This is a genomic window from Halorubrum sp. Ea8, from assembly GCF_002252925.1.
GTDB lineage: Archaea > Halobacteriota > Halobacteria > Halobacteriales > Haloferacaceae > Halorubrum.
The window spans coordinates 12,501-32,632 of sequence record NZ_NHPF01000068.1; the positions used below are offsets into that span (position 1 = coordinate 12,501).

A 20,132-nucleotide genomic window follows, 5' to 3' on the forward strand; every position below is an offset into this window, starting at 1 on the left:
AAAAATGGAAAACGATCGTCCACCTGAGACGGTTTTAGATAGGAATTTTTTGTTGTATATCCATATATACGATTAAATATGGACGAATGTTTGAAAAGCCGCTGGTAGCTCCTTCCAGAAGTCTTTTGATGAGTCCGGCGAAAACTGCGACATAGCATGGCTGCGGACTTCAACTGGGCCGTCGGCGGGGAGGCCGGCGACGGCATCGACTCGACCGGGAAGATCTTCGCGCAAGCGCTCTCTCGGGCGGGTCGACACGTGTTCACGTCGAAGGACTTCGCCTCGCGGATCCGTGGCGGTTACACCGCCTATAAGGTGCGAACCTCCGTCGACAAGGTACAGAGCGTCGTTGACCGGCTCGACGTGCTCATCGCGTTGACCCCCCGGACCATCGAGGAGAACCTCGACGAGCTCCACGAGGGGTCGGTGATCATCTACGACGGCGAGCGGACCACGATGCAGGACGTCGAGATCCCCGGGGAGATGACCGGGATCGACGTCCCGCTCAAGCGGCTCGCCGAGGAGGCCGGCGGGGCGATCATGCGGAACGTCGTCGCGCTCGGCGCGGCCTGCGAGGTCGCCGATTTCCCCATCGAGAACCTCGACTCCGCCCTGGAGAAGCGATTCGCGGACAAGGGCCAGAAGCTCGTCGACAACAACAAGGAGGCCGCCCGCGCGGGGCGGTCGTACGTTGGCGAGGAGTACGACCACGAGTTCGACTACGACTTAGAGACCACCGACGAGGACTACGTCCTCCTCAACGGCGACGAGGCCATCGGCATGGGCGCCATCGCCGCCGGCTGCCGCTTCTACGCCGGCTACCCGATCACGCCCGCGACCGACGTGATGACGTACCTCACCGGCCGGATCGAGCGCTACGGCGGCCACGTCGTGCAGGCCGAAGACGAGCTCTCGGCGATCAACATGGCGCTCGGCGCGGCCCGCGGGGGCGCGCGGTCGATGACCGCGACCTCCGGGCCCGGGATCGACCTGATGACGGAGACGTTCGGGCTCATCGCCACCTCGGAGACGCCGCTCGTCATCTGTAACGTGATGCGCTCCGGCCCCTCGACCGGGATGCCGACGAAACAGGAGCAGGGCGACTTGAACCAGATGCTGTACGGCGGCCACGGCGAGGTGCCGCGGTTCGTGCTCGCGCCGACGACCATCGACGAGTGCTTCTGGAAGACGGTCGAGGCGTTCAACCTCGCCGAGAAGTACCAGCTCCCCGTCTACCTCACCGCCGACCTCTCGATGGCGGTCACCGAGCAGACGTTCTCCCCGGACACGTTCGACATGGACGCGGTCGAGGTCGACCGCGGCTTCGTCGTCGACGAGGCCGACATCGACGACCACATGAGCGACTCCGGCGGCTTCCAGCCCCACGAGATCACCGACGACGGGGTGTCGCCGCGGGCGTTCCCCGGCACCGCCGACGGCGCGCACATGTCCACCGGGCTCGAACACGACGAGCAGGGCCGCCGGACCGAGGACACCGAGATGCGCGTCGCACAGGTCGACAAGCGCAACCAGAAAGTCGAGACGGCCCGCGAGCGCGAGGACTGGAGCCCGCGCGAGTTCGGCGACGCGGACGCCGACACGCTCGTGATCACGTGGGGGTCGAACGAGGGCGCGCTCGCCGAGGCGGTCGAGATGCTCGACGACGAGGGGCTCGACGTGCGGGTGCTCTCGGTGCCGTACGTCTTCCCGCGGCCGGACCTCACCGACGACGTCGAGGCCGCGGAGAACGTCGTCGTCGTCGAGTGCAACGAACAGGGGCAGTTCGCGGACCTGGTCGAGCACGACGTGCTCGCGCGCGTCGACCGCGTGAACAAGTACAACGGCGTGCGATTCAAGGCCGACGAACTCGCAGCGGAGATCAAAGCGACCCTCGCGGAGGGGGCGGAGGCGTAACCAATGAGCTCAGACATTCGATTCACCGATTTCAAGTCCGACAAGCAGCCGACGTGGTGCCCGGGATGCGGCGACTTCGGCACCATGAACGGGATGATGAAGGCCCTCGCGGAGACGGGCAACGACCCCGACAACACCTTCGTCGTCGCCGGCATCGGCTGTTCCGGCAAGATCGGCACGTACATGCACAGCTACGCGCTCCACGGCGTTCACGGACGCGCGCTTCCGGTCGGGACCGGCGTCAAGATGGCCCGCCCCGACATCGAAGTGATGGTCGCCGGCGGCGACGGCGACGGCTACTCCATCGGCGCGGGCCACTTCGTCCACGCCGTCCGGCGCAACGTCGACATGACGTACGTCGTGATGGACAACCGCATCTACGGGCTGACGAAGGGGCAGGCGTCGCCCACCTCGCGCGAGGACTTCGAGACGTCAACGACCCCCGACGGGCCGAAGCAGCCCCCGGTCAACCCGCACGCGCTGGCGCTGGCGTCGGGCGCGACGTTCATCGCGCAGTCGTTCTCCTCCGACGCGCTCCGCCACCAGGAGATCATCCAGAAGGCGGTCGAGCACGACGGGTTCGGCTTCGTCAACGTCTACTCGCCGTGCGTCACTTTCAACGACGTCGACACGTACGACTACTTCCGCGACTCGCTGGTCGACCTGAAGGAGACGGACCACGACCCGGCCGACCGCGGCGACGCGAAAGACGTCATCCTCGACTCCGAGAAGGAACACCAGGGCGTCATCTACCAGAACGAAGAGTCGGTGCCGTACCACGAACAGCACGGCGTCGACGAGGACATGTCGGTCATCCCGGACGGCGCGCCCGAGGGCGCGACCGACCTCGTCCGCGAGTTCTACTGACGCCGCCGTCCGTCTTCGCGACCGATTTTTTGACGACCGGCGACCGCCGAAGCGCCCGACATTCCGACCTCGGCCGAGAGCCAAATTCCGGCGACGGAGCCGGCTCACGCCCTGTTCGTGACCGGTTTCAGCAAGCCTAATTACGTGGGTCCGAATTACGTTGTATATGGTTGATCGCTACGACGTCGTTATCGCGGGCGCCGGACCAGCGGGGGCGCAGTGCGCCCGCGACCTGGCGACACGCGACTACGACGTCGTCGTTCTCGAAACGGAGCCGGAGGCCGAGTTCCCCCGCCAGAGCAACAAGTCGACCGCGGGGACCTTCCCGTCGATGATGTCGGCCTTCGGGATCCCCGACGACGTCGTGATGTCGTACACCGACGACGTGGTCCTGGAGTCGCCGAACAGCTACTACGAGAGCTACCAGCCCGGCGCGGTCTTGGAGTTCGCCGACTTCAAGCGCTTCCTCGTCGAGGACGGCCGCGAGAACGGCGCGGAGTACCGGTTCGACTCGCGCGTCTCCCGCCCGATCCTCGACGACGACGGGGTCGTCGAGGGCGTTCGGTACGACGGCGACGAGGAGGTGTACGCCGAGGTGGTGGTCGATGCCACCGGCCCGGCCGCGCCGATCGCGAGCGCGCTCGACGTGGTCGACCTCGAACGGGAGAACCAGGCGATCGGCATCGAGTACGAGATGGAGGGCGTCGAGATGAACCACCCCGAGTACGCCGACCTGCGGCGGGCGATGATGCTCCGGCTCGACCACGACATCGCCCCCGGCGGCTACTCGTGGATCTTCGCGACCGGTGAGGACACCGCGAAGGTCGGCATCTGTTACATCCAGAACGACCGCCACCGCGAGTTCGCCGAAGAGGGGAAAACCGTCGACGGCTACCTCAACGACTGGATCGAGCGCGATCCCCGGTTCGCGGACGCCGAACAGATCGACGACACGATCCACCGCGGCTCCGCGCACATCCAGATGCCCGACGAGATGCACACCGACCGGTTCCTCGCGATCGGCGACACCGTGCCCACCATCGACCCGCTGTGGGGCGAGGGGATCCACAAGGGGATGAAGTCGGCCCGCGCCGCGGCCGCCACCATCGACCGGTGTCTCACCGACTCGGAGCGGCGCCTCGACGCCGAGAGCCTCGCCGTCTACGAGCGGCTCTGGCACCGGGACGTGGCCCCGCGGATGCGCGCCCGGCTGATGCTCACCCGACTGCTGTACCTCGCGCCGAACGAGCGGTACGACCGGTTCATGGAGGACCTCCGCCGGACCGACGACAACACGCTTGAACAGGCGAATCAGGGGAACAAGGCCGCGATGGCGAAGCTGCTCCACCTCGACGACCTCCCGTTGTTGACGAAGTTCGCCCGGGAGCGGTGGGGCGCGTAGGTCGCTCGGTTTAGAGGTCGGCCGCGTCGCGAGAGACCGCTGCCGCTCCGTCTACCGCTCGTCGATCGGAACGATCTCGGCGCTCTCGGGGCCGGTGTACCGGGCGCGCGGACGGATGAGGCGGTTGTCGGCCTGGTACTCGACCATGTGGGCGATCCAACCGCCGGCGCGGCTCATCGCGAAGATGGGCGTGTACATGTCGACCGGGATACCGAGCGAGTCGTAGACGGAGCCGGAGTAGAAGTCGACGTTCGGCGCGATACCTTTGTCTAACAGTCCTTCGTCGGTGAGGTACTCCTCGATCGCGGTGGTGTAGTCGAGCCACTTCGTGTCGCCTGACGACTCGGAGAGGTCCCGCAGCTTCTCCTGGAGGATCTTCGCCCGCGGGTCCTTCACTTTGTACACGCGGTGGCCGAAGCCGGGGATGCGCCGACCGTTCTCGCGGGCGTCTTTCACCCACGCGACCGGGTCCTTCGCGGAGTCGTCGATCTCGTAGAGCACTTCCATCACGTCTTGGTTCGCGCCGCCGTGGAGCGAGCCGGAGAGCGCGCCGATCCCCCCGGTGACGCCGGAGTAGACGTCGGCCAGCGTCGATCCGATCACCATCGCCGTGAACGTCGAAGCGTTGAGCCCGTGGTCGGCGTGGAGCGTGAGGGCCATGTCGAACGTCTCCTCGCTGACGGCGTCGGGCTCTGTGCCGGTGAGCATGTAGAGGAAGTTCCCGGCGTACGAGAGGTCCGGGTTCGGGGCGAGCGGCGCCTCGCCCTGACGCGCGCGTTCGAAGGCCGCGAGGACGGTGGGGACCTTCGCCGTGATCCGACGGCCCTGCCGGCGGGCCGTCTCCGTGACATCGTCGTCGTCCGTGTCCGCGTCGGGGTCGTACGCCGACAGCATGGAGGTCGCCGTCCGGAGGGCGGCCATCGGCCGCTCGCCGGCGTCGGCGAGGGTCCGGACCGTCTCGAGGACGTCGTCGTCGACGGCCCGCTCCGCGGCCAGGTTCGCGGCGAACGCGTCGAGCTCCTCGCGCGTCGGCAGCGAACCGTGCCAGAGGAGGTACAGCACCTCCTCGTAGCTCGCGCCGCGAGCGAGGTCCTCGATGTCGTACCCACGGTACACGAGCTTGCCGACCTCGCCGTCGACGTGGCTCAGCTCCGACTCCGCGACGAGGACGCCTTCGAGCCCGCGCTTTAACTCGTCTGACATGCAGTGACGTTCCGACCACCGCCAAAAAAGCGTTATCTTTCAGGAGGGATAAAGTTCGACGATCGACGAACCTCGGGGAGTCGAACGACGCCGATATCGGCGGGCGAGACGCGGCGTATCGGCCGCGTCAGCGAGCCGGAACGACCGTCACGGTTCGCTTGCGGTCGATCGCGTCCTCCAACTCCTCGGCGATGGCCGAGCCGCGGGACACCTGCACCTCGCCGCCGCGCCCCACGGTGGCGGTGAACAGGTACTCGCCGTCCGCGCGCACCTCCACCGTCTCGCCGACGCCGTCGTCGACGTCGATGACGACGTGCCGGGACGTGATCTCCGGCTGGACGACGGTGCCGCGCTCCTCGCCGACCTGTCCGCCTCGGCCGTCTCCCCCTCCGGCCGCGCCGCGGCTGCCGGCACCGGTGCCGCGCGAATCCTCCGGCTTCTCGTCGTGGGTGCGGACGTCGATCTCGATGCCGAGCCGGTTCTCGATGTCGCTGATGCGGCCGCCCCCCTTGCCGATGACGGTGCCGATGTCGCCCTCGGAGACGTACACGACCGCCTCGTCGTTCCCCCTGAGCTCGACGTCGACGTGGCCGTGCGCGACCGAGCGGATCTCGCGTTCGATCTCCTGTTTGGCGATGCGACCGACGCCGGTCTCGCTCTCGCCTTCGCCGTCCTCGTCGTTCAGCGGGACCGTGACGACCTGTCGGTTGAACGTGTAGATCTCGTACTCCGGACGGCCGGTCTCGAAGTTCGACACCTGGATGACCGGGCGGGCGAGGTCCTCGGCGGTGAGTCCGGCGGGCACCTTCACCTCGGTCGTCACGTCGTAGACCGTGTGGACCTCGCCGGCCTCGATGTACACCACGGTGTCGACGATCTGGGGGATCATCCCCAGCTCGACGCGGCCGACGAGCCGCTGGAGCGCGTCGATGGCGCGGGAGGCGTGGACGACGCCGACCATCCCGACGCCTGCCATCCGCATGTCGGAGAACACCTCGAAGTCGTTCGTCTTCCGCACCTCGTCGTAGATGGTGTAGTCGGGGCGGACTAAGAGGAGCGAGTCGGCCGTGTTCTCCATCTCGCCGCCGAGGGCGCCGTACTGGGTGATCTCCGGGCCGACCTGGAGGTCGCGCGGCTTCTCCATCGTCTTCACGGCGTAGTCGCTGTCGTTGAGGAACTCCGCGACCGCCTGCGCGAACGTCGACTTCCCGGCGCCGGGCGACCCGGAGATCAGGACGCCGCGCTTCCGCTCTTTGAACCGCTCGCGGAGCTCGTCGGCGAACTCGTAGTCGTCGAGCGTCGTCTTCGCGATCGGGCGGACCGCCGTGACCTCGATCCCGTCCGCGAACGGCGGTCGCGCGACCGCGATCCGGTAGTTCCTGAACTGGACGATGTCCATGCCGTCGTCGGAGAGCTCGATGAACCCCTCGTTGGACTGGCGGGCCAAGTCGACGATGGCGGTCGCCCACTCGTCCATCTGCGCCTCGCTCGTCGGCTCCTCGTCGATGATCTCGTACCGCATCTCGCCGAGGGCACCGCGCTTCGCCTTCGGCTTCGTCCCCGTCTTGAGGTGGACCGACATCGTCTCGTCGGTGAAGAACTCCTGAATCGGAAGCTCGTCGACGACGCCGCGGGCGACCGGCTCGACGTACTCGACGTCGATCCCCTTCGCGCGGGCGACCTCCGCCTGGACGATGTCGCTCGAGAGGAGCGTCGCGTCGTGGTCGGCCGCGATGTCGCGGATCAGGGCGTCGACGTCGCCCTCGTGGGCGTGCGATCGGGCGTCCCCGTCGGCGCGCTCGCCGACGTACCGGAGCTCGATCGTCCCCTCGTCGGCGAGGTCGGCGAGGCGCTTGAGCTCGCTCAGGCCGTCCCACCCCGACTCCAGCCCGTCGTTCGCCTGCGACTCCAGCTCTCCGACGACGGCCTCGGGGACGAGGACCGTCGCCCCCTCGTAGGTTCCGTCCGCGACGCGTTCGGACACGCGGCCGTCGACGACCGCACTGGTGTCCGGTACTACGTTCATACCGTGGTTCCGGGCGGGAGCGGTATAAGCGTGTTCGACCCGCGCGGCGTCCCGCTTTGCAGGGCCGAACCAGCGCCGCGGCCGCCGGGGCGCGACCGCTCAGTCGTCGGCCGCCGCCCGCGACTCGCGCTCCGATCGCAGCCGCCGGGCGTACTCGGTGAAGTTGTCGAACAGGCCCTTCACCTCGCAGGCGGCCTCGTGCGCCGACGGGGTGATGCCGTCGAGAACGGCGTCGACCCGGGCGTCGCCGAGCCGCTCGCGTTTCCCCTCGGTGACCTCGCGGGCGGTGTCGACGTCGTATTCCGGGTGGAACTGCACGCCCCAGCAGTGGCCGTCGCGGAAGGCGTGGACGCCGTGGTCGTTCTCGGCGAGCAGCGTCGCGCTCGGCGGGAGGTCGATCACCGCGTCGCCGTGGGTGGTGAACGCCGTGAACTCCTCGTCGATCCCGTCGAACAGCTCGTCGTCGCCGCGCCGACGCACGGCGTTGTACCCGATCTCGAAGCCGTCCATCCCCGCCACGCGCCCGCCGAGCGCCTCCGCGAGCACCTGGTGACCGTAACAGACGCCGAGCACCGGGACGCCGGCCTCGGCGGCGTCCGCGACGTAGTCCACGAGCGCGGGGATCCACGCCTCGTCCCAGTAGACCGACGACCGCGAGCCGGTGACCACCACGCCGTCGAAGTCGGTGTGGTCGGGAAGGTGTCCGTCGACCGCGTCGAACTCGACGAGGTCGGCGTCGAGCTCCCGTCGGAAGTTCCGCCGGGTGTCGGCGCCGTCGTGGGCCGCGTTCAGCAGGGCGAACCGAAGCCGTGTCATTGCCCGCACCGAGGCGGGACGGACGCAAAACGGTTGCGGCGGCGGGAAGCGCTACCGGCGTCCGGGAGGGGTCGATCCGAGGGGACCGAACGAGTCACCCGGAGAGCGGGTCGGCGCCGTGCTCCGCGAGCCACCCGGCCAGCGCGTCGTTGACCGCGGCCGACGCCTCGACGCCGACGAAGTGCCGCGCGCCCTCGACCACGTGGAGCTCGCCGCGGGGGAGCCCCTCCGCGAGCGTCTTCGCCGCCGACACCGGACAGACGGCGTCGTCGGTCCCGTGGACGACGAGCGTCGGCGTCGTGACCTCGTAGAGCCGGTCGGCGACGTCGAACGATTCGACGGCCGCGCGGTGCGCCTCGAACGTCTCGCGGTCGGCGTCCTCGGCGAGCCGCCACTCGGCGATCCGCGGGAGCGCGTCGGGGTGCGCCTCGCGGAAGTCGACGGAGAGCAGGCCGTGGAGGGATCCCTCCACCGCCGCCGGGTCGGTGGGATCGGCCCACACGCCGTCGGGGTTGTAAGCGTCGCCCGCGGGCGGCGTGCCGACGACCGTCAGGCTCGCCGGGCGCGAGGAGGCGAGCGCGGCCGTGAGCGCGACCATCCCGCCGAGGCCGTATCCGACGAGGTGGGCGTTCCGGATCCCCTCCGCGGCGCATACCGCGTCGACGTCGGCGGCGAGGTCTTCGACCGCGTACGGGCCGGGCGGCGCGTCGGACCGGCCGACCCCGCGCGTCTCGGGCGTTATCACCGTGTGCGGCCCCGCCAGCGCGGCGTGCTGCCAGCCGAACTGCCAGGCGCCGAGCCCGACGTCGCCGCAGAACACGACCGCCTCGTCGGGATCGCCCGCGTCCGGCGCGTCGACCTCGTAGCGGACCGAGACGCCGCCGTTGTTCGCGTGTGGCATGGTGAACTCGCGGGTGGTTAGGCCTCTTGGAGGCTCCGAAGGACGTCCGGCGCCGCCGCGAGCGCGTCGTCGAGGGCGTCGACGTCGGGGCCCCCGCCCTGCGCGAAGTCCGGGGGTCCGCCGCCGCCGCCGCCCACGCGGCCGGCGAGGTCGGCGACGACCTGTCCGGCGTTGACGTCGACGCCGTCGGGGACGCCGACGACGAAGCTCGCGGAGCCGTCCGCCCCGCTCCCGACGACCGCGACCTTCCCGTCGTCGACGTGCGCGTTCGCGGTCGCGCGCAGCTCGTCGGCGTCGCCGTCGAGCCGCTGGATCACGGCCGCGGCACCGCCCACGTCGACCTCCTCGGCGTCGGCGCCGCCGGAGGCCCGCGCGGCGGCGAGCTCCTCTTTCAGCGACTCGATCTCCTTGCCGCGCGCCTTCCACTCCTCGAAGAACCGCTCGGCCGTCTCGGGGATGTCGAGCGGGTCGACGTCGAGCACGCTCGCGGCGTCGTACAGCGCGTCCTCCGTGCGCTGGGTCGCCTCGATCGCCGCGCCGCCCGCGGCGAATACGATCCGCTCGACGCCGTCCTGGACGGGTTCCGTCTTCAGCACTTTGACGGCGCCGATCTCGCCCGTCCGCTCGACGTGCGTGCCCGCGCACGCCTGCACGTCGGCGTCGCCGACGTGGATCAGCCGAACGTTCGTTCCCGGCGGGACGCCGCCCTGGTAGAGGTCGAAGCCGTGCTCGGCCTCGGCCTCGTTACGGTCGGGCCACTCCTGGCGCACGGGCACGTCGTCGCGGACGAGCTCGTTGGCGACGCGCTCGATCCGCTTGACGTCCTCGCGGGTGATCCGCTCGTAGTGGCGGACGTCGAGCCGCGAGGAGTCGATCCCCTTCTGCGCGCCGGCCTGGCGGACGTGTTCGCCGAGCACCTCGCGGGCGGCGTGGCCGATCAGGTGCGTCGCCGTGTGGTGCGCGCGGAGTCGGTCGCGGCGGTCGCCGTCTACCTGGCCCTTGACGAACTCCCCCTTGCCGGGGTCGGCGTCGGTTCGATGGAGCACGACGCCACCTTCCTCCTGCACGTCGACGACGTCGACCGTCGTCTCGCCGGCGGTGAGCTGCCCGCGATCGGCGGGCTGGCCGCCGCCCTCGGGGTAGAACATCGTCTGGTCCAAGACGACGTCGTAGCCGTCCTCGCGCTCGAAGACGTCGAGGACGACGGCCTCGAACTCGGTTCGGCCCTGGTCGTCGTAGAACAGCTTCTCCGTCTCCGGGAGGTCGCCGAGCCGCTCGTCGGCCGCGTCTTCCGCCTCGTCGGCGTCCGCCTCCTCGTGGCGGTCGGCGACGAGCCCGTAGAAGTCGTCCGGCACGTCGACCGTCGCGCCCCGCTCGGCCGCGATGTCGGCGACCATGTCCGGCTGGATCCCGTGGGAGTCGTACAGCTCGAGGAGCGTCTCGGTCGGGATCGGTTCGCCGGTGCCGGCGTACTCGTCGGCGAGCGACTCCACCTTGCGGGAGCCGCGTTCAAGCGTCTCGCGGTACTTCCGCTCCTCGGTGCGGACGATCTCGCGGATCGTGTCGCGGTTCTCGTAGCCGAGGCGCTCGGCCTGCATGTCGACGAGCTCGTCGAGCGGGGCGTCGACGTCGACCTCGTCGACGAGCCGCTTCGTCCGCCGGAGCACCATCCGGGCGAGGTAGCCCGTGCCGACGTTCGAGGGGACGATCCCGTCGCCGAACATGTACGCGAGCGTCCGCGAGTGGTCGGCGATCGCGTAGATGGATTCGAGGGGCTCGACGAGCTCGCGGAGCCGGTCGACGTCGACGTCGAGCCGGTCGGCGATCTCGCCGCGCGCGTCTTCCACGTCGTCGACGTCGTCGATGTCGAGCCGACCGGAGAGCTTCGCGGCGCGGTGGACGAGCGCCTGCTCTTCCTCCGTGTGCTCGATCCCCGCGTTCTCCTTCAGGAAGTCGATCGCGTCGGGGTAGACGGCCTCGTACACGGTCGCCGTCCCCTGGCTCATCCACGTCCACCGCTCGAGCCCGTACCCGGTGTCGACGATGTACGTGTCCATGAACGAGTACGTGTTCCCGTCCTTCATTTCGTAGTCGCCGTCCGGGTCCCGCTCCATGCACATGAAGACGAGCGTCGCCAGCTCGGCGCCCTTGTAGATGACCTCGATCGCCGGCCCGGCGTTGCCGCCGCCGACCCACGGGTCCTCGATATAGGTGATCTCGTCCAGATCGGCGCCGAGGCTCTCGAACAGCTCGTCGCAGTACGCGACCGTCTCGTCCTTCCAGTACACCTCGCCGTGGTAGGCGTACTCGCCCTCGTCGACCTCCTCGCGCGTGTTGAACGCGTGGTGGGCCATCATCTCGAACGCCATCGTGTGCCGGCCGGTCTTGCCGACGTTGTCGATGTCCTGCATCCGGATGCACGGCTGCGAGATGGTGAGGGGGTTCGCCGGCGGCGGGGTCTGCCCCGAGGTGACGAGCGGCTGGAAGTCGTAGATCGACGCCTGCGTCAGGAGGACGTCGTCGCGCCAGCGGTTCGCCGCGACCGGGTACGGGTCGATCCGCTCGTGGCCGTGTTCCTCGAAGAAGGAGAGGAACGCCTCCCGCATCTCGGACAGCGACCGCGGCTCCGGGAAGCCGGGGTCGTCGATGAAGCTGTAGTCCTCGCAGGGCGGCTCCCCGCAGAGTTCGCGGTCGCCGTCTCGGGTCCAGAAGTGCGCGCCGCAGGAGGTGCACTCCTTCCGGACGAACCCTTCCTCCTCGAAGTAGTCGAGACGGTACTCCGCTTCGAGATCGCTCATTACAGGAACGTGACCCGTGTTCGTGCAAAAGGGTTCCGGGGTGGGTCGCGCCGGGTCGGCGGCCCGCGAGTCGGGGCGTCTCGAGCTCCCCCGACGAAGGGAATAGTTATCATCGCGTCGACCCGTTACCGGATCACAGTGAACGCCGCGCCGAGCGAAAGACCGGTCGTACTGGTCCTCGCTACCGATGCTCACATCTCAGCCGATCTCCCCGACGACGCGACAGCGCGATCCGCAGAGCCGAACGAGGTCGACGAGGAGAGCCTGCGCGACGTCGACCTCGCGGTCGTCAGCGACGCCGCCGGGCTCGCTCGCGTCCGCGACGGCCGCGAGTCCCTCCCGGTCGTCGCCCTCGTAGACGACCCGGCCGGTGACGTGGCGACGGCCCCGACCGTCGACGCCGTGTCGACGACGACCGCCGACGTGGCGGCGACCGTCCGGTGGCTCCTCGCGCGCGACGGGTCAGTCCGGTCCGATCCGTCCCGACCGCCCTCGCGGGTCGAGCGACTCAACGCCGGGGCGACGCGACTCGCGTCGGTCCGGTCCGTGGAGGAAACGCACCGGGCCGCGATCGCCGTCGCGGACGAGGTGTTCCCGCCGCACCACTGCCTCGTCGGCGTGCGCGACGGGAAGTGGATCGAGCCGATCGCGGCCTCGGCCGAGGTTCCGATCGAGGACTGCAACCGCGTCCGAGTCGGGAGCGGAGCCGCCGGGACCGTCGCGGTGACCGGCGAACCGGTCGTGGAACCGAATCCGAACGCCGAGAGCCCGTACGACACGGTTCTCACCCTTCCCGTCGGCGACGACACGGTCTTCCAACTGGTGACGGACGACCCGGACGGGTTCAGCGAGGCCGATCGACGCCTCGCCGGACTGCTCGCTTCTCACGTCGAGGAGACCCTCGATCGGATCCGGGCCGACGAGGCGCTCCGGAGCGAGCGCGACCGCCTGCTCGCGCTGTTCTCGAACGTCCCGGACCCCGCGGTCGCGTACGATTACGTCGACGGCGAACCGGTCGTCCACCGGGTCAACGACGCCTTCGAGGAGACGTTCGGCTACGACGCGGAGGCAGTCGGGGGCGAGTCCCTCGACGACTACATCGTCCCGGTTGAGGACGGCGCGGTCGAGGAGGCAATCGACCTCAACGAGCGGCTCCAACGCGGCGAGAACGTCCGGCGAGAGGTGACCCGGAAGACGGCGGACGGACTCCGCCACTTCATCCTGCACGTCATCCCGATCCGGCTCGACGCGGAGAACGCCTCCGGGTACGCGATTTACACGGACGTCACGGACCGGCGCGAGCGCGAGGCCACCCTCCGGGAGCAGAACGATCGGCTCGACGAGTTCGCGAGCATCGTCTCGCACGACCTCCGGAACCCGCTCGGCGTCGCGCAGGGGTACGTCGAGCTCGCGAGCGACACCGGCGACACGGCTCACCTCCCCAAGGCGGGCGAGGCGCTGGAGCGGATGGGCGAGCTCGTCGACGACCTGCTCTCGCTGGCCAGACAGGGCCGGTCGGTCGGCGAGACGGAGCGCGCCTCGATCGCGGCGCTCGCGAGAGACGCCTGGGCGAGCGTCGACACCGGCGGGGCCGAGCTGGTCGTGGAAGGGGACGTGACCCTCGACGCTGACCCCGCCAGAACGCGCGAGCTCTTCGAGAACGTGTTCCGGAACAGCGTCGAGCACGGCCCGACTGACGGCCGGGCGGAGCCCGGCGAGAGCGTCGAACTCGGGTCCGCCGGCGGCCGACCGACCACCGTCGACGACGGGTGCGCTGCGGAGGGCCTCACCGTCCGCGTGGGCGAGGCCTCGCCCCGATCGGACGGCGACGGAGGGACCGGGTTCTTCGTCGAGGACGACGGCTGCGGACTCCCCGAGGAGACGGAGCGCGTGTTCGACACCGGCTTCACGACGGACGAGGACGGGACCGGCCTCGGGCTCGCGATCAGCGAACGTATCGCCGAGGCTCACGGGTGGGAGGCGCGCGCGGTGACCGGCGAGTCCGGCGGCGCAAGATTCGAGTTCAGAACGTCGTAACCGGGTGCCACGACGCCGGTGCGGGACCGCGGCCGCGACGCGGGTCGCCCGGCGTCTGCGGCCGCGCGGGTCCGAAACGACCTTAGGCCGCGCGCTCGCCTCTCCGGTATGGTCGAGAACGTCGTCTATCCCGCGTACTTCGACGCCGAGCGGTCGCGCTCGGAGGGCCGCCGCGTGCCGGCGGACCTCGCGATCTCCGAGCCCACCGTCGACGAGATCGCTAAGGCGGTCCAGCAAGTCGGCTACGACGCTGTGATCGAGCGCGACAAGACGTACTCCCGCGAGTTCGAGCCGCGGGGCGCGGTCGTCGTGCGCGGCACCGAAGACACCGCGAAGAACGACCTCGTGCAGGCGGTCGCCGCCTACCTCGGGGTCATCCGCGAGTGACGATGCGGCGAGTCGGTACCGTGGTCCGCACCGCCGGGGGGCTCGCGATCGCCCGCGGCGACCGCGGCGAGGAGCCGCCGCGGATCGGCTCGGCCGTCGTCGACGAGTCGCTCTCGACGGTCGGCCGCGTCGTCGACGTTTTCGGCCCAGTCGACCGGCCGTACGTGGCCGTCACCCCGAACGACGGCGACGGGCTCGCGGCGCTCGTCGGCGGGAAGCTGTACGCGCGCTGACTCAATCTCCGGCCGCTGCCTCCCCGTCCTCGGCTAGAGCCTCCCCGTCTCCGGCCGCTGCCTCGTCCTCGCCGACCGTCGCTTCCCCCTCCACGACGTCGAAGTCGGCCAGCGTCTTCGTCGAGCGGACGAGCCGCTCCGAGACGATCAACTTCTCCGTGCGGTCCAGCCGCGCCCAGTCGAGCTCCGCGGGCGGCGACTCCTCGAACGCGCGGAACTGCTGAAACACCGCGTCGTTGACGAACCGCTCGAACGAGCCGCAGTTCGGACACGTCACCGAGAGGTGCGACGTGTCGAACTCCCGGCTCACGGTGTGATCCAGACAGTTCAGACAGCGGTACGTCCGATTCCTACTCATACTGGATATTAACACTGGACGCGGGAATACCTGCGGTTACCGGACGGCTGATCGATCGGAAAAAACGAAAAGCGGGCGCGAACCGCGACGCCGCTAGAACAGCGCCGACGCGGCGGCCTCGGCGGTCTCGATGACCGGGCCGAAGCCGGGTAACAGCAGCACCGTCGCGACTGCCGCGAAGACGACCGCGGCGTACAGCGCCGTCGGCCGCACGTCGATCGTGTCCAGCGCGGTCGGCGACGCGGGATCGTCGATGAACAGCGCCTTCACGACCCGGCTGTAGTAGTACAGCGAGATCACGCTGTTGACGGCGCCGATCGCCGCTAGCCACAGGAAGCCGTTGTCGATGGCTCCCATGAACAGGAAGTACTTCGAGAAGAACCCGGCGAACGGCGGGAGCCCGGCCAGCGAGAACATGAACACGGCCATCGCCGTCGAGGCGACGGGCGCGCGTTTGGCCAGCCCGGCGTAGTCCTCGAAGGTCCGGCCGACGCCCCACCGCTCCGCCATCGCGACGAAGAGGAACGCACCGGTGTTCATGAAGCCGTAGACGAGCAGGTGCGCCATCGCCGCGCCCATCACGGCGCCGTTACCGCTCCCGTCCGCGGAGAGCGCCGCGATGCCGATGAGCGCGTAGCCGGCGTGGCCAATCGAGGAGTACGCGAGCATCCGCTTGACCTCCTCTTGGACGGCCGCCGCGAAGTTCCCCAGCGTCATCGTCACAGCCGCCAGGATCCCGAAGGCGAGCACCCAGTTGATGTCGGCCGCCAGCGACGCGCCGACCGGGAACGCCTCGGTGAACACGCGGAACGCGACCACGAAGCCGGCCGCCTTCGACGCCGACGAGAGGAACGCGCTCACGGGTGCGGGCGCGCCCTCGTACGCTTCCGGCGCCCAGAAGTGGAACGGGACGGAAGCGGTCTTGAACGCGACGCCGCCGAGGATCATCACGATCCCGAGGCCGGCGATCCCGCTTCGGCTGCCGATCCCGTCGGCGTCGGAGGCGATATCGCCGAGGACGCCGGCGACCTCGCCGAGCATCAGCGACCCCGTCGCCGCGTACACCAGCGAGATGCCGAACAGGAAGATCGCCGAGGAGAGCGCTCCGACGAGGAAGTACTTCAGCCCCGCCTCGACGCTCCCGCGGTTCTGCTTCAGGAACGCGACGAGCACGTACGACGGCAGCGACACCATCTCCAAGGCGACGAACACGACCGCGAGCGAGTTCGCGACCGCGAGTAGCGACATGCCCGTCGCCGCGAACAGCGTCAGCGAGTAGAACGTCGCCGGGTTCGGGTGGTCGTGGAAGTAGTCGTGGGCCGCGACGACGACGAGCGACGTCACGGACGCGAAGATGGCCGTAAAGAACAGCCCAAGCGTGTCCACCTTGACCGCGTCGGCGAACAGCAGGATCGCGCCGCCGGTGTCGCCGCTCCCGGTCCCGGAGGCGACGAACCAGACCGTCGCGGCCAGCGATGCCAGCGCGCCGAGCGCGCTCACGACCGCCATCGAAGTGTTCGACCGCGTGTCGGGACGGAGCGTGTCGACGAGCAGCAGCGCGAGTCCGGTGAACCCGAGCAGCAGCACCGGCAGCAACGCCGTCACCTGCGGGAGCGAGTTAACCATCGATGCTCACCCCCTCGACCACGGGAACGGCGGCGTCACGGATCATCTCGAAGAAGATGTCGGGAGCGACGCCCAGCACGATGATCGCCACCAGCAGGACCGCAAGCGGGGCGACGTCGTGGAACGGCGCAGGACCGACCTCGTAGTCGGTTGAGAGCTCGAACGGCCCGAATAGCGTGCTCTGCATCGCCGACAACAGGTAGCCGGCGACGATGACGATGCCGAACATCGCGAGCGCCGTGAACAGCGGCGCGTACGGGAGCGCCGGCGCGGAGAACGACCCCACGAAGATGAAGAACTCACCGGCGAAGCCGGCCATCAGAGGCAGTCCCATGTAGCCGAACGCGCCGGCGACGAGGATGCCGACCGTGACCGGCATCCGGTCGGCCATCCCCGCCATGTCGCCGACCATCCGCGTGTGGGTCGCGTTGTAGACGACGCCGACCGCCATGAACATCAGCCCCGAGATGAGGCCGTGCGCGACCATCTGGAACGTCGCGCCGCCGACGCCGTACTCGGTGAACACGACAAGCCCGAGGATGACGTACCCCATCGACGAGACGGAGGAGTAGGCGACGATGCGCTTGAGGTCCTTCTGCGCGAGCGCCAGCATCGCACCGTAGATGACGCTGATGACGGCGATCGCGGCGATCGGGACCGCGAGCGCGGACGCCTGCTCCGGGAGCATCGTGAAGTTGAACCGGAGCAGCGCGTACGTCCCCATCTTCAGGAGGACGCCCGCCAGGAGCACCGACACAGGGGTCGGCGCCTCGACGTGGGCGTCCGGCAGCCACGTGTGTACCGGAACGATCGGGACCTTCACCGCGAAGCCGGCGAACATCGCGAGGAACGCGACCATCGCGATCCGGTCCGGCGAGATGCCGAACCAGGTTCCGAGTCCGCCGTCCGCGATTGCTTGGGTGATCTCCGGGAGCGCGAACGAGGTCACGGAGTCGCCGAGCGCGAACGTCAGCGACATGAACCCGATGAACATCAGCAGCGACGCCGCGTTCGTGTAGACGAAGAACTTGATCGCGGCGTACTTCCGGCGCGGGCCGCCCCAGACGCCGATGAGGAAGTACATCGGGACGAGGACGGCCTCCCAGAAGACGAACCAGAGGAAGAAGTCCAGCGCCGTGAAGACGCCGAGGAGGTTCGCCTCCATGAACAGCATGAGCCCGTAGAACTGGCTCTGGCGCGAGTCGATCGGCGTCCACGCGCTGACTATCGCCAGCGGGACGAGGAACGTCGTCAACACGACGAGCGGGAGGCTGATGCCGTCCAGCCCGACGAACCACGAGACCGAGCGGCCGCCGACTTCGAGCCACTCGATCTGGGTCTGGTAGGCGATGTCGCCGCCCGTGAGAGCGTTTCCGGAGCCGTTGAATCCGGACCAGAGGTACAGCGATCCCGCGAACGGGATCAGGCTCAGCGCGAACGCGAGCCGGCCCGCCCACTCGTTCGGCGAGAGGAGGACGACGAGCGCGCTCACGAAGACGACCGCGATGAGCGCTTCGAGTATCACAGGAACCACCCCCCGGTGACGCCGAGCACGAGAATCAGCGCGACCAGCCCCAGCGTGAGCAGCGCGGCGTACTGCGAGACGACGCCGTTCTGCACCTGCCGGATCCGGTCACCGCCGATGAGACTCACCGAGGAGACGCCGTTGACGACGCCGTCGACGATACCTTGGTCGAAGGTGTCGGCGCCGCCGGCGACGTCCTCGGTGCGATACGCGAGCCATACCTGCAGTTCGTCGAGGTAGTAGTTGTTGTACAGCACGTCTTTGATCCCGCCGAGTTTCGCCGTGTGCTCCGTCGGCGACGGAACGTTGTAGAGCCGCCACGCAACCAGCAGACCGGTCAGCGCCAGTCCGAGCGAGACGGCCGCACCGACGAGCACCGTGGCGACCTCGCCGCCGACGATGTACTCGCTACTGTACGGTCCGATGTCGCCGTAGTGGTGCGAGGAGAGCCCCTCAATTCCGCCCCAGTCGTTGTCGAGCCAGCGGTGGAGCAGGTCGATCCCCTCCAGTCCGAGGACCTTCTGGACCGGCACCATGTTAATGAGGCCGGTGACGACCGCGAGCGAGCCGAGGACCGTCAGCGGCCCCTTCACGTTCCATCGGACGGGTTCGGGGTCGCGCGCGGTGTCGGTGCGGGGCTCGCCGTGGAAGGTCAGGAAGACCATCCGGAACGTGTAGAAGGCGGTGACGGGGACCGCGAGCAGCCCCATCAGGTAGCCGCCGAACAGCAGCGGCTCGCCCGGCGCGTGGACGAGCGCCTCGTAGAGGATCTCGTCTTTCGACCAGAAGCCGGCGAACGGGAAGATGCCCGCGAGCGCCAGCGACCCGGCCAGGAAGGTGTAGTAGGTGACGGGCATCTTGTCCTTCAGCCCTCCCATGTCCCACATGTCTTCGTTGTGGTGCATCGCGATGATCACCGCGCCCGCGCCGAGGAACAGCAGGGCCTTGAAGAACGCGTGGGTGGTCAGGTGGAAGACCGCGGCCACGTAGCCGCCCGCGCCGAGCGCGAGCATCATGTAGCCGTACTGCGAGATGGTGGAGTACGCGAGGACCTGCTTCAGCTCGTCTTTGACGACGCCCATCGTCGCCGCGAACAGCGCGGTGAAGCCGCCGATGAAGGCGATGACCGCGAGCGTCGTCGGCGTCAGCGCGTAGAAGCCGTACATCCGCGCGACGAGGTAGACGCCGGCCGCGACCATCGTCGCGGCGTGGATCAGCGCGGAGACGGGCGTCGGGCCCTCCATCGCGTCGGGGAGCCACGTGTGCAGCGGGAACTGCGCCGACTTCCCGACGACGCCGCCCAGGACGAGCAGGCCGACGGCGGTGAGCCACGTCTGCAGGTCGAGTCCGCCGGGAGTCCACGCGACCGAGCCCTCGCCGGCGAGCGCCGCCTCGGCGAGGTGCGGGAACGACTCCGGCCCGGCGAACTGCGCCGTACCGAACGTTCCGATCACGGCGACGACGCCGACGAGGAAGAAGTAGTCCCCGAAGCGGGTGACGAGGAACGCCTTCTTCGCCGCCGACGGCGGGCCGGGCTGCCGGAAGTGGAACCCGATGAGCAGGTACGAGCAGAGCCCGACCAGCTCGAAGAACATGAACGCCATCAGCAGGTTGTCGGCGACGACGAAGCCGAGCATCGACGCCGTGAACAGGCCGAGACCGGCGTAGTATCGGGGGAGCCCCGTCTCGCCCTCGTCGTTCATGTACCCGAGCGAGAACACGTGCACGAGCAGCGCGACGAGCGTCACGATGACGAGCATGAGCGCCGACAGCGGGTCAACGAGGATGCCGAAGGAAAGCTCGACGTCCGTCGGGCCGATCCCGCCGGCGCTCGCCCACGTGTAGATGGTTCGATTCGCCGCCTCGCCCCCCGCGACCGTCGCGAGCACCCACAGCGAGAGCAGGAACGAGCCCGCCGTCGCCGCGATGCCGCCGAACGCGCCCCCCTTGGGGAGGTATTTGCCGGCACCGAGCGCGATCAGGAACGAGAAGAACGGGAGGAGTACGATCGCCGGAACGTATGAGAACACGTCTATCAT

Annotated in this window: 15 protein-coding genes; 6 read left to right on the forward strand and 9 right to left on the reverse strand. The window is 69.0% G+C overall.

Going from position 1 to position 20,132, the window contains the following annotated elements; translation table 11 throughout:
• Positions 1-156 precede the first annotated feature (156 nt).
• The 3 genes from DJ74_RS05730 (at position 157) to DJ74_RS05740 (ending at position 4,183) form a co-directional block, all read left to right on the forward strand.
• Positions 157-1,914, forward strand: coding sequence for a 2-oxoacid:acceptor oxidoreductase subunit alpha (locus DJ74_RS05730; protein WP_094526639.1), 1,758 nt, complete (start codon positions 157-159; stop codon positions 1,912-1,914).
• Between the two features lie 3 nt (positions 1,915-1,917).
• Positions 1,918-2,781 carry a 2-oxoacid:ferredoxin oxidoreductase subunit beta gene (locus DJ74_RS05735; RefSeq protein WP_094526640.1) on the forward strand — a complete coding sequence of 288 codons (864 nt, stop codon included), beginning with the start codon at positions 1,918-1,920 and terminating at the stop codon, positions 2,779-2,781.
• Positions 2,782-2,947: 166 nt separating this feature from the next.
• The gene (locus DJ74_RS05740; RefSeq protein WP_094525399.1) at positions 2,948-4,183 is read left to right on the forward strand and encodes a digeranylgeranylglycerophospholipid reductase; all 1,236 of its coding nucleotides are present in this window, start codon (positions 2,948-2,950) and stop codon (positions 4,181-4,183) included.
• Positions 4,184-4,234: 51 nt separating this feature from the next.
• Here DJ74_RS05740 and citZ read toward each other — a convergent pair whose 3' ends face one another.
• The 5 genes from citZ to alaS all read right to left on the reverse strand — a co-directional run bounded on the left by citZ (position 4,235) and on the right by alaS (position 11,927).
• The gene (citZ, locus tag DJ74_RS05745) at positions 4,235-5,386 is read right to left on the reverse strand and encodes a citrate synthase (RefSeq protein WP_094525398.1); all 1,152 of its coding nucleotides are present in this window, start codon (positions 5,384-5,386) and stop codon (positions 4,235-4,237) included.
• Between the two features lie 127 nt (positions 5,387-5,513).
• Positions 5,514-7,412, reverse strand: a complete 1,899-nt coding sequence (locus DJ74_RS05750; RefSeq protein WP_094525397.1) for a PINc/VapC family ATPase — start codon at positions 7,410-7,412, stop codon at positions 5,514-5,516.
• A 99-nt stretch (positions 7,413-7,511) separates the two neighbouring features.
• Complete coding sequence (locus tag DJ74_RS05755; protein WP_094525396.1) at positions 7,512-8,228, reverse strand: type 1 glutamine amidotransferase; 717 nt, start codon at positions 8,226-8,228, stop codon at positions 7,512-7,514.
• Between the two features lie 94 nt (positions 8,229-8,322).
• The gene (locus DJ74_RS05760; RefSeq protein ID WP_094526641.1) at positions 8,323-9,129 is read right to left on the reverse strand and encodes an alpha/beta fold hydrolase; all 807 of its coding nucleotides are present in this window, start codon (positions 9,127-9,129) and stop codon (positions 8,323-8,325) included.
• Between the two features lie 17 nt (positions 9,130-9,146).
• Complete coding sequence (gene alaS / locus DJ74_RS05765) at positions 9,147-11,927, reverse strand: alanine--tRNA ligase (RefSeq protein ID WP_094526642.1); 2,781 nt, start codon at positions 11,925-11,927, stop codon at positions 9,147-9,149.
• 138 nt (positions 11,928-12,065) lie between these two features.
• On the opposite strand from alaS, the gene DJ74_RS05770 reads away from it, so the two are divergent.
• From DJ74_RS05770 to DJ74_RS05780, 3 genes are all read left to right on the forward strand, one after another.
• On the forward strand, positions 12,066-13,964 hold the full coding sequence (locus tag DJ74_RS05770) for an ATP-binding protein (RefSeq protein WP_094526643.1): 1,899 nt from the start codon (positions 12,066-12,068) through the stop codon (positions 13,962-13,964).
• A gap of 108 nt (positions 13,965-14,072) precedes the next feature.
• Positions 14,073-14,351 (forward strand): signal recognition particle subunit SRP19, encoded by a 279-nt coding sequence (srp19, locus tag DJ74_RS05775; protein WP_094525392.1) that lies wholly within the window; start codon positions 14,073-14,075, stop codon positions 14,349-14,351.
• A gap of 2 nt (positions 14,352-14,353) precedes the next feature.
• Complete coding sequence (locus DJ74_RS05780; RefSeq protein WP_094526644.1) at positions 14,354-14,584, forward strand: H/ACA ribonucleoprotein complex subunit GAR1; 231 nt, start codon at positions 14,354-14,356, stop codon at positions 14,582-14,584.
• Position 14,585: 1 nt separating this feature from the next.
• Here DJ74_RS05780 and DJ74_RS05785 read toward each other — a convergent pair whose 3' ends face one another.
• From DJ74_RS05785 to nuoL, 4 genes are all read right to left on the reverse strand, one after another.
• The gene (locus DJ74_RS05785; protein WP_094525390.1) at positions 14,586-14,942 is read right to left on the reverse strand and encodes a hypothetical protein; all 357 of its coding nucleotides are present in this window, start codon (positions 14,940-14,942) and stop codon (positions 14,586-14,588) included.
• A gap of 93 nt (positions 14,943-15,035) precedes the next feature.
• Positions 15,036-16,568 carry an NADH-quinone oxidoreductase subunit N gene (locus tag DJ74_RS05790; RefSeq protein ID WP_094526645.1) on the reverse strand — a complete coding sequence of 511 codons (1,533 nt, stop codon included), beginning with the start codon at positions 16,566-16,568 and terminating at the stop codon, positions 15,036-15,038.
• A complete protein-coding gene (locus DJ74_RS05795) occupies positions 16,561-18,093 on the reverse strand; it encodes a NuoM family protein (RefSeq protein WP_176451312.1) in 1,533 nt (510 codons plus the stop codon). The genes DJ74_RS05790 and DJ74_RS05795 overlap by 8 nt, the downstream gene beginning before the upstream one ends.
• Positions 18,090-20,132 (reverse strand): NADH-quinone oxidoreductase subunit L, encoded by a 2,043-nt coding sequence (gene nuoL, locus DJ74_RS05800; protein WP_094525388.1) that lies wholly within the window; start codon positions 20,130-20,132, stop codon positions 18,090-18,092. The genes DJ74_RS05795 and nuoL overlap by 4 nt, the downstream gene beginning before the upstream one ends.

Excerpts from the sequence above, each read along its gene's own strand:
- DJ74_RS05740 (WP_094525399.1), top strand. The coding sequence starts at position 2,948 with ATGGTTGATCGCTACGACGTCGTTATCGCGGGCGCCGGACCAGCGGGG.
- DJ74_RS05730 (WP_094526639.1), top strand. The coding sequence starts at position 157 with ATGGCTGCGGACTTCAACTGGGCCGTCGGCGGGGAGGCCGGCGACGGC.
- nuoL (WP_094525388.1), bottom strand. The coding sequence starts at position 20,132 with ATGATAGACGTGTTCTCATACGTTCCGGCGATCGTACTCCTCCCGTTC.
- DJ74_RS05760 (WP_094526641.1), bottom strand. The coding sequence starts at position 9,129 with ATGCCACACGCGAACAACGGCGGCGTCTCGGTCCGCTACGAGGTCGAC.
- citZ (WP_094525398.1), bottom strand. The coding sequence starts at position 5,386 with ATGTCAGACGAGTTAAAGCGCGGGCTCGAAGGCGTCCTCGTCGCGGAG.
- DJ74_RS05735 (WP_094526640.1), top strand. The coding sequence starts at position 1,918 with ATGAGCTCAGACATTCGATTCACCGATTTCAAGTCCGACAAGCAGCCG.
- srp19 (WP_094525392.1), top strand. The coding sequence starts at position 14,073 with ATGGTCGAGAACGTCGTCTATCCCGCGTACTTCGACGCCGAGCGGTCG.
- DJ74_RS05755 (WP_094525396.1), bottom strand. The coding sequence starts at position 8,228 with ATGACACGGCTTCGGTTCGCCCTGCTGAACGCGGCCCACGACGGCGCC.
- DJ74_RS05780 (WP_094526644.1), top strand. The coding sequence starts at position 14,354 with ATGCGGCGAGTCGGTACCGTGGTCCGCACCGCCGGGGGGCTCGCGATC.
- DJ74_RS05790 (WP_094526645.1), bottom strand. The coding sequence starts at position 16,568 with ATGGTTAACTCGCTCCCGCAGGTGACGGCGTTGCTGCCGGTGCTGCTG.
- DJ74_RS05785 (WP_094525390.1), bottom strand. The coding sequence starts at position 14,942 with ATGAGTAGGAATCGGACGTACCGCTGTCTGAACTGTCTGGATCACACC.
- alaS (WP_094526642.1), bottom strand. The coding sequence starts at position 11,927 with ATGAGCGATCTCGAAGCGGAGTACCGTCTCGACTACTTCGAGGAGGAA.
- DJ74_RS05750 (WP_094525397.1), bottom strand. The coding sequence starts at position 7,412 with ATGAACGTAGTACCGGACACCAGTGCGGTCGTCGACGGCCGCGTGTCC.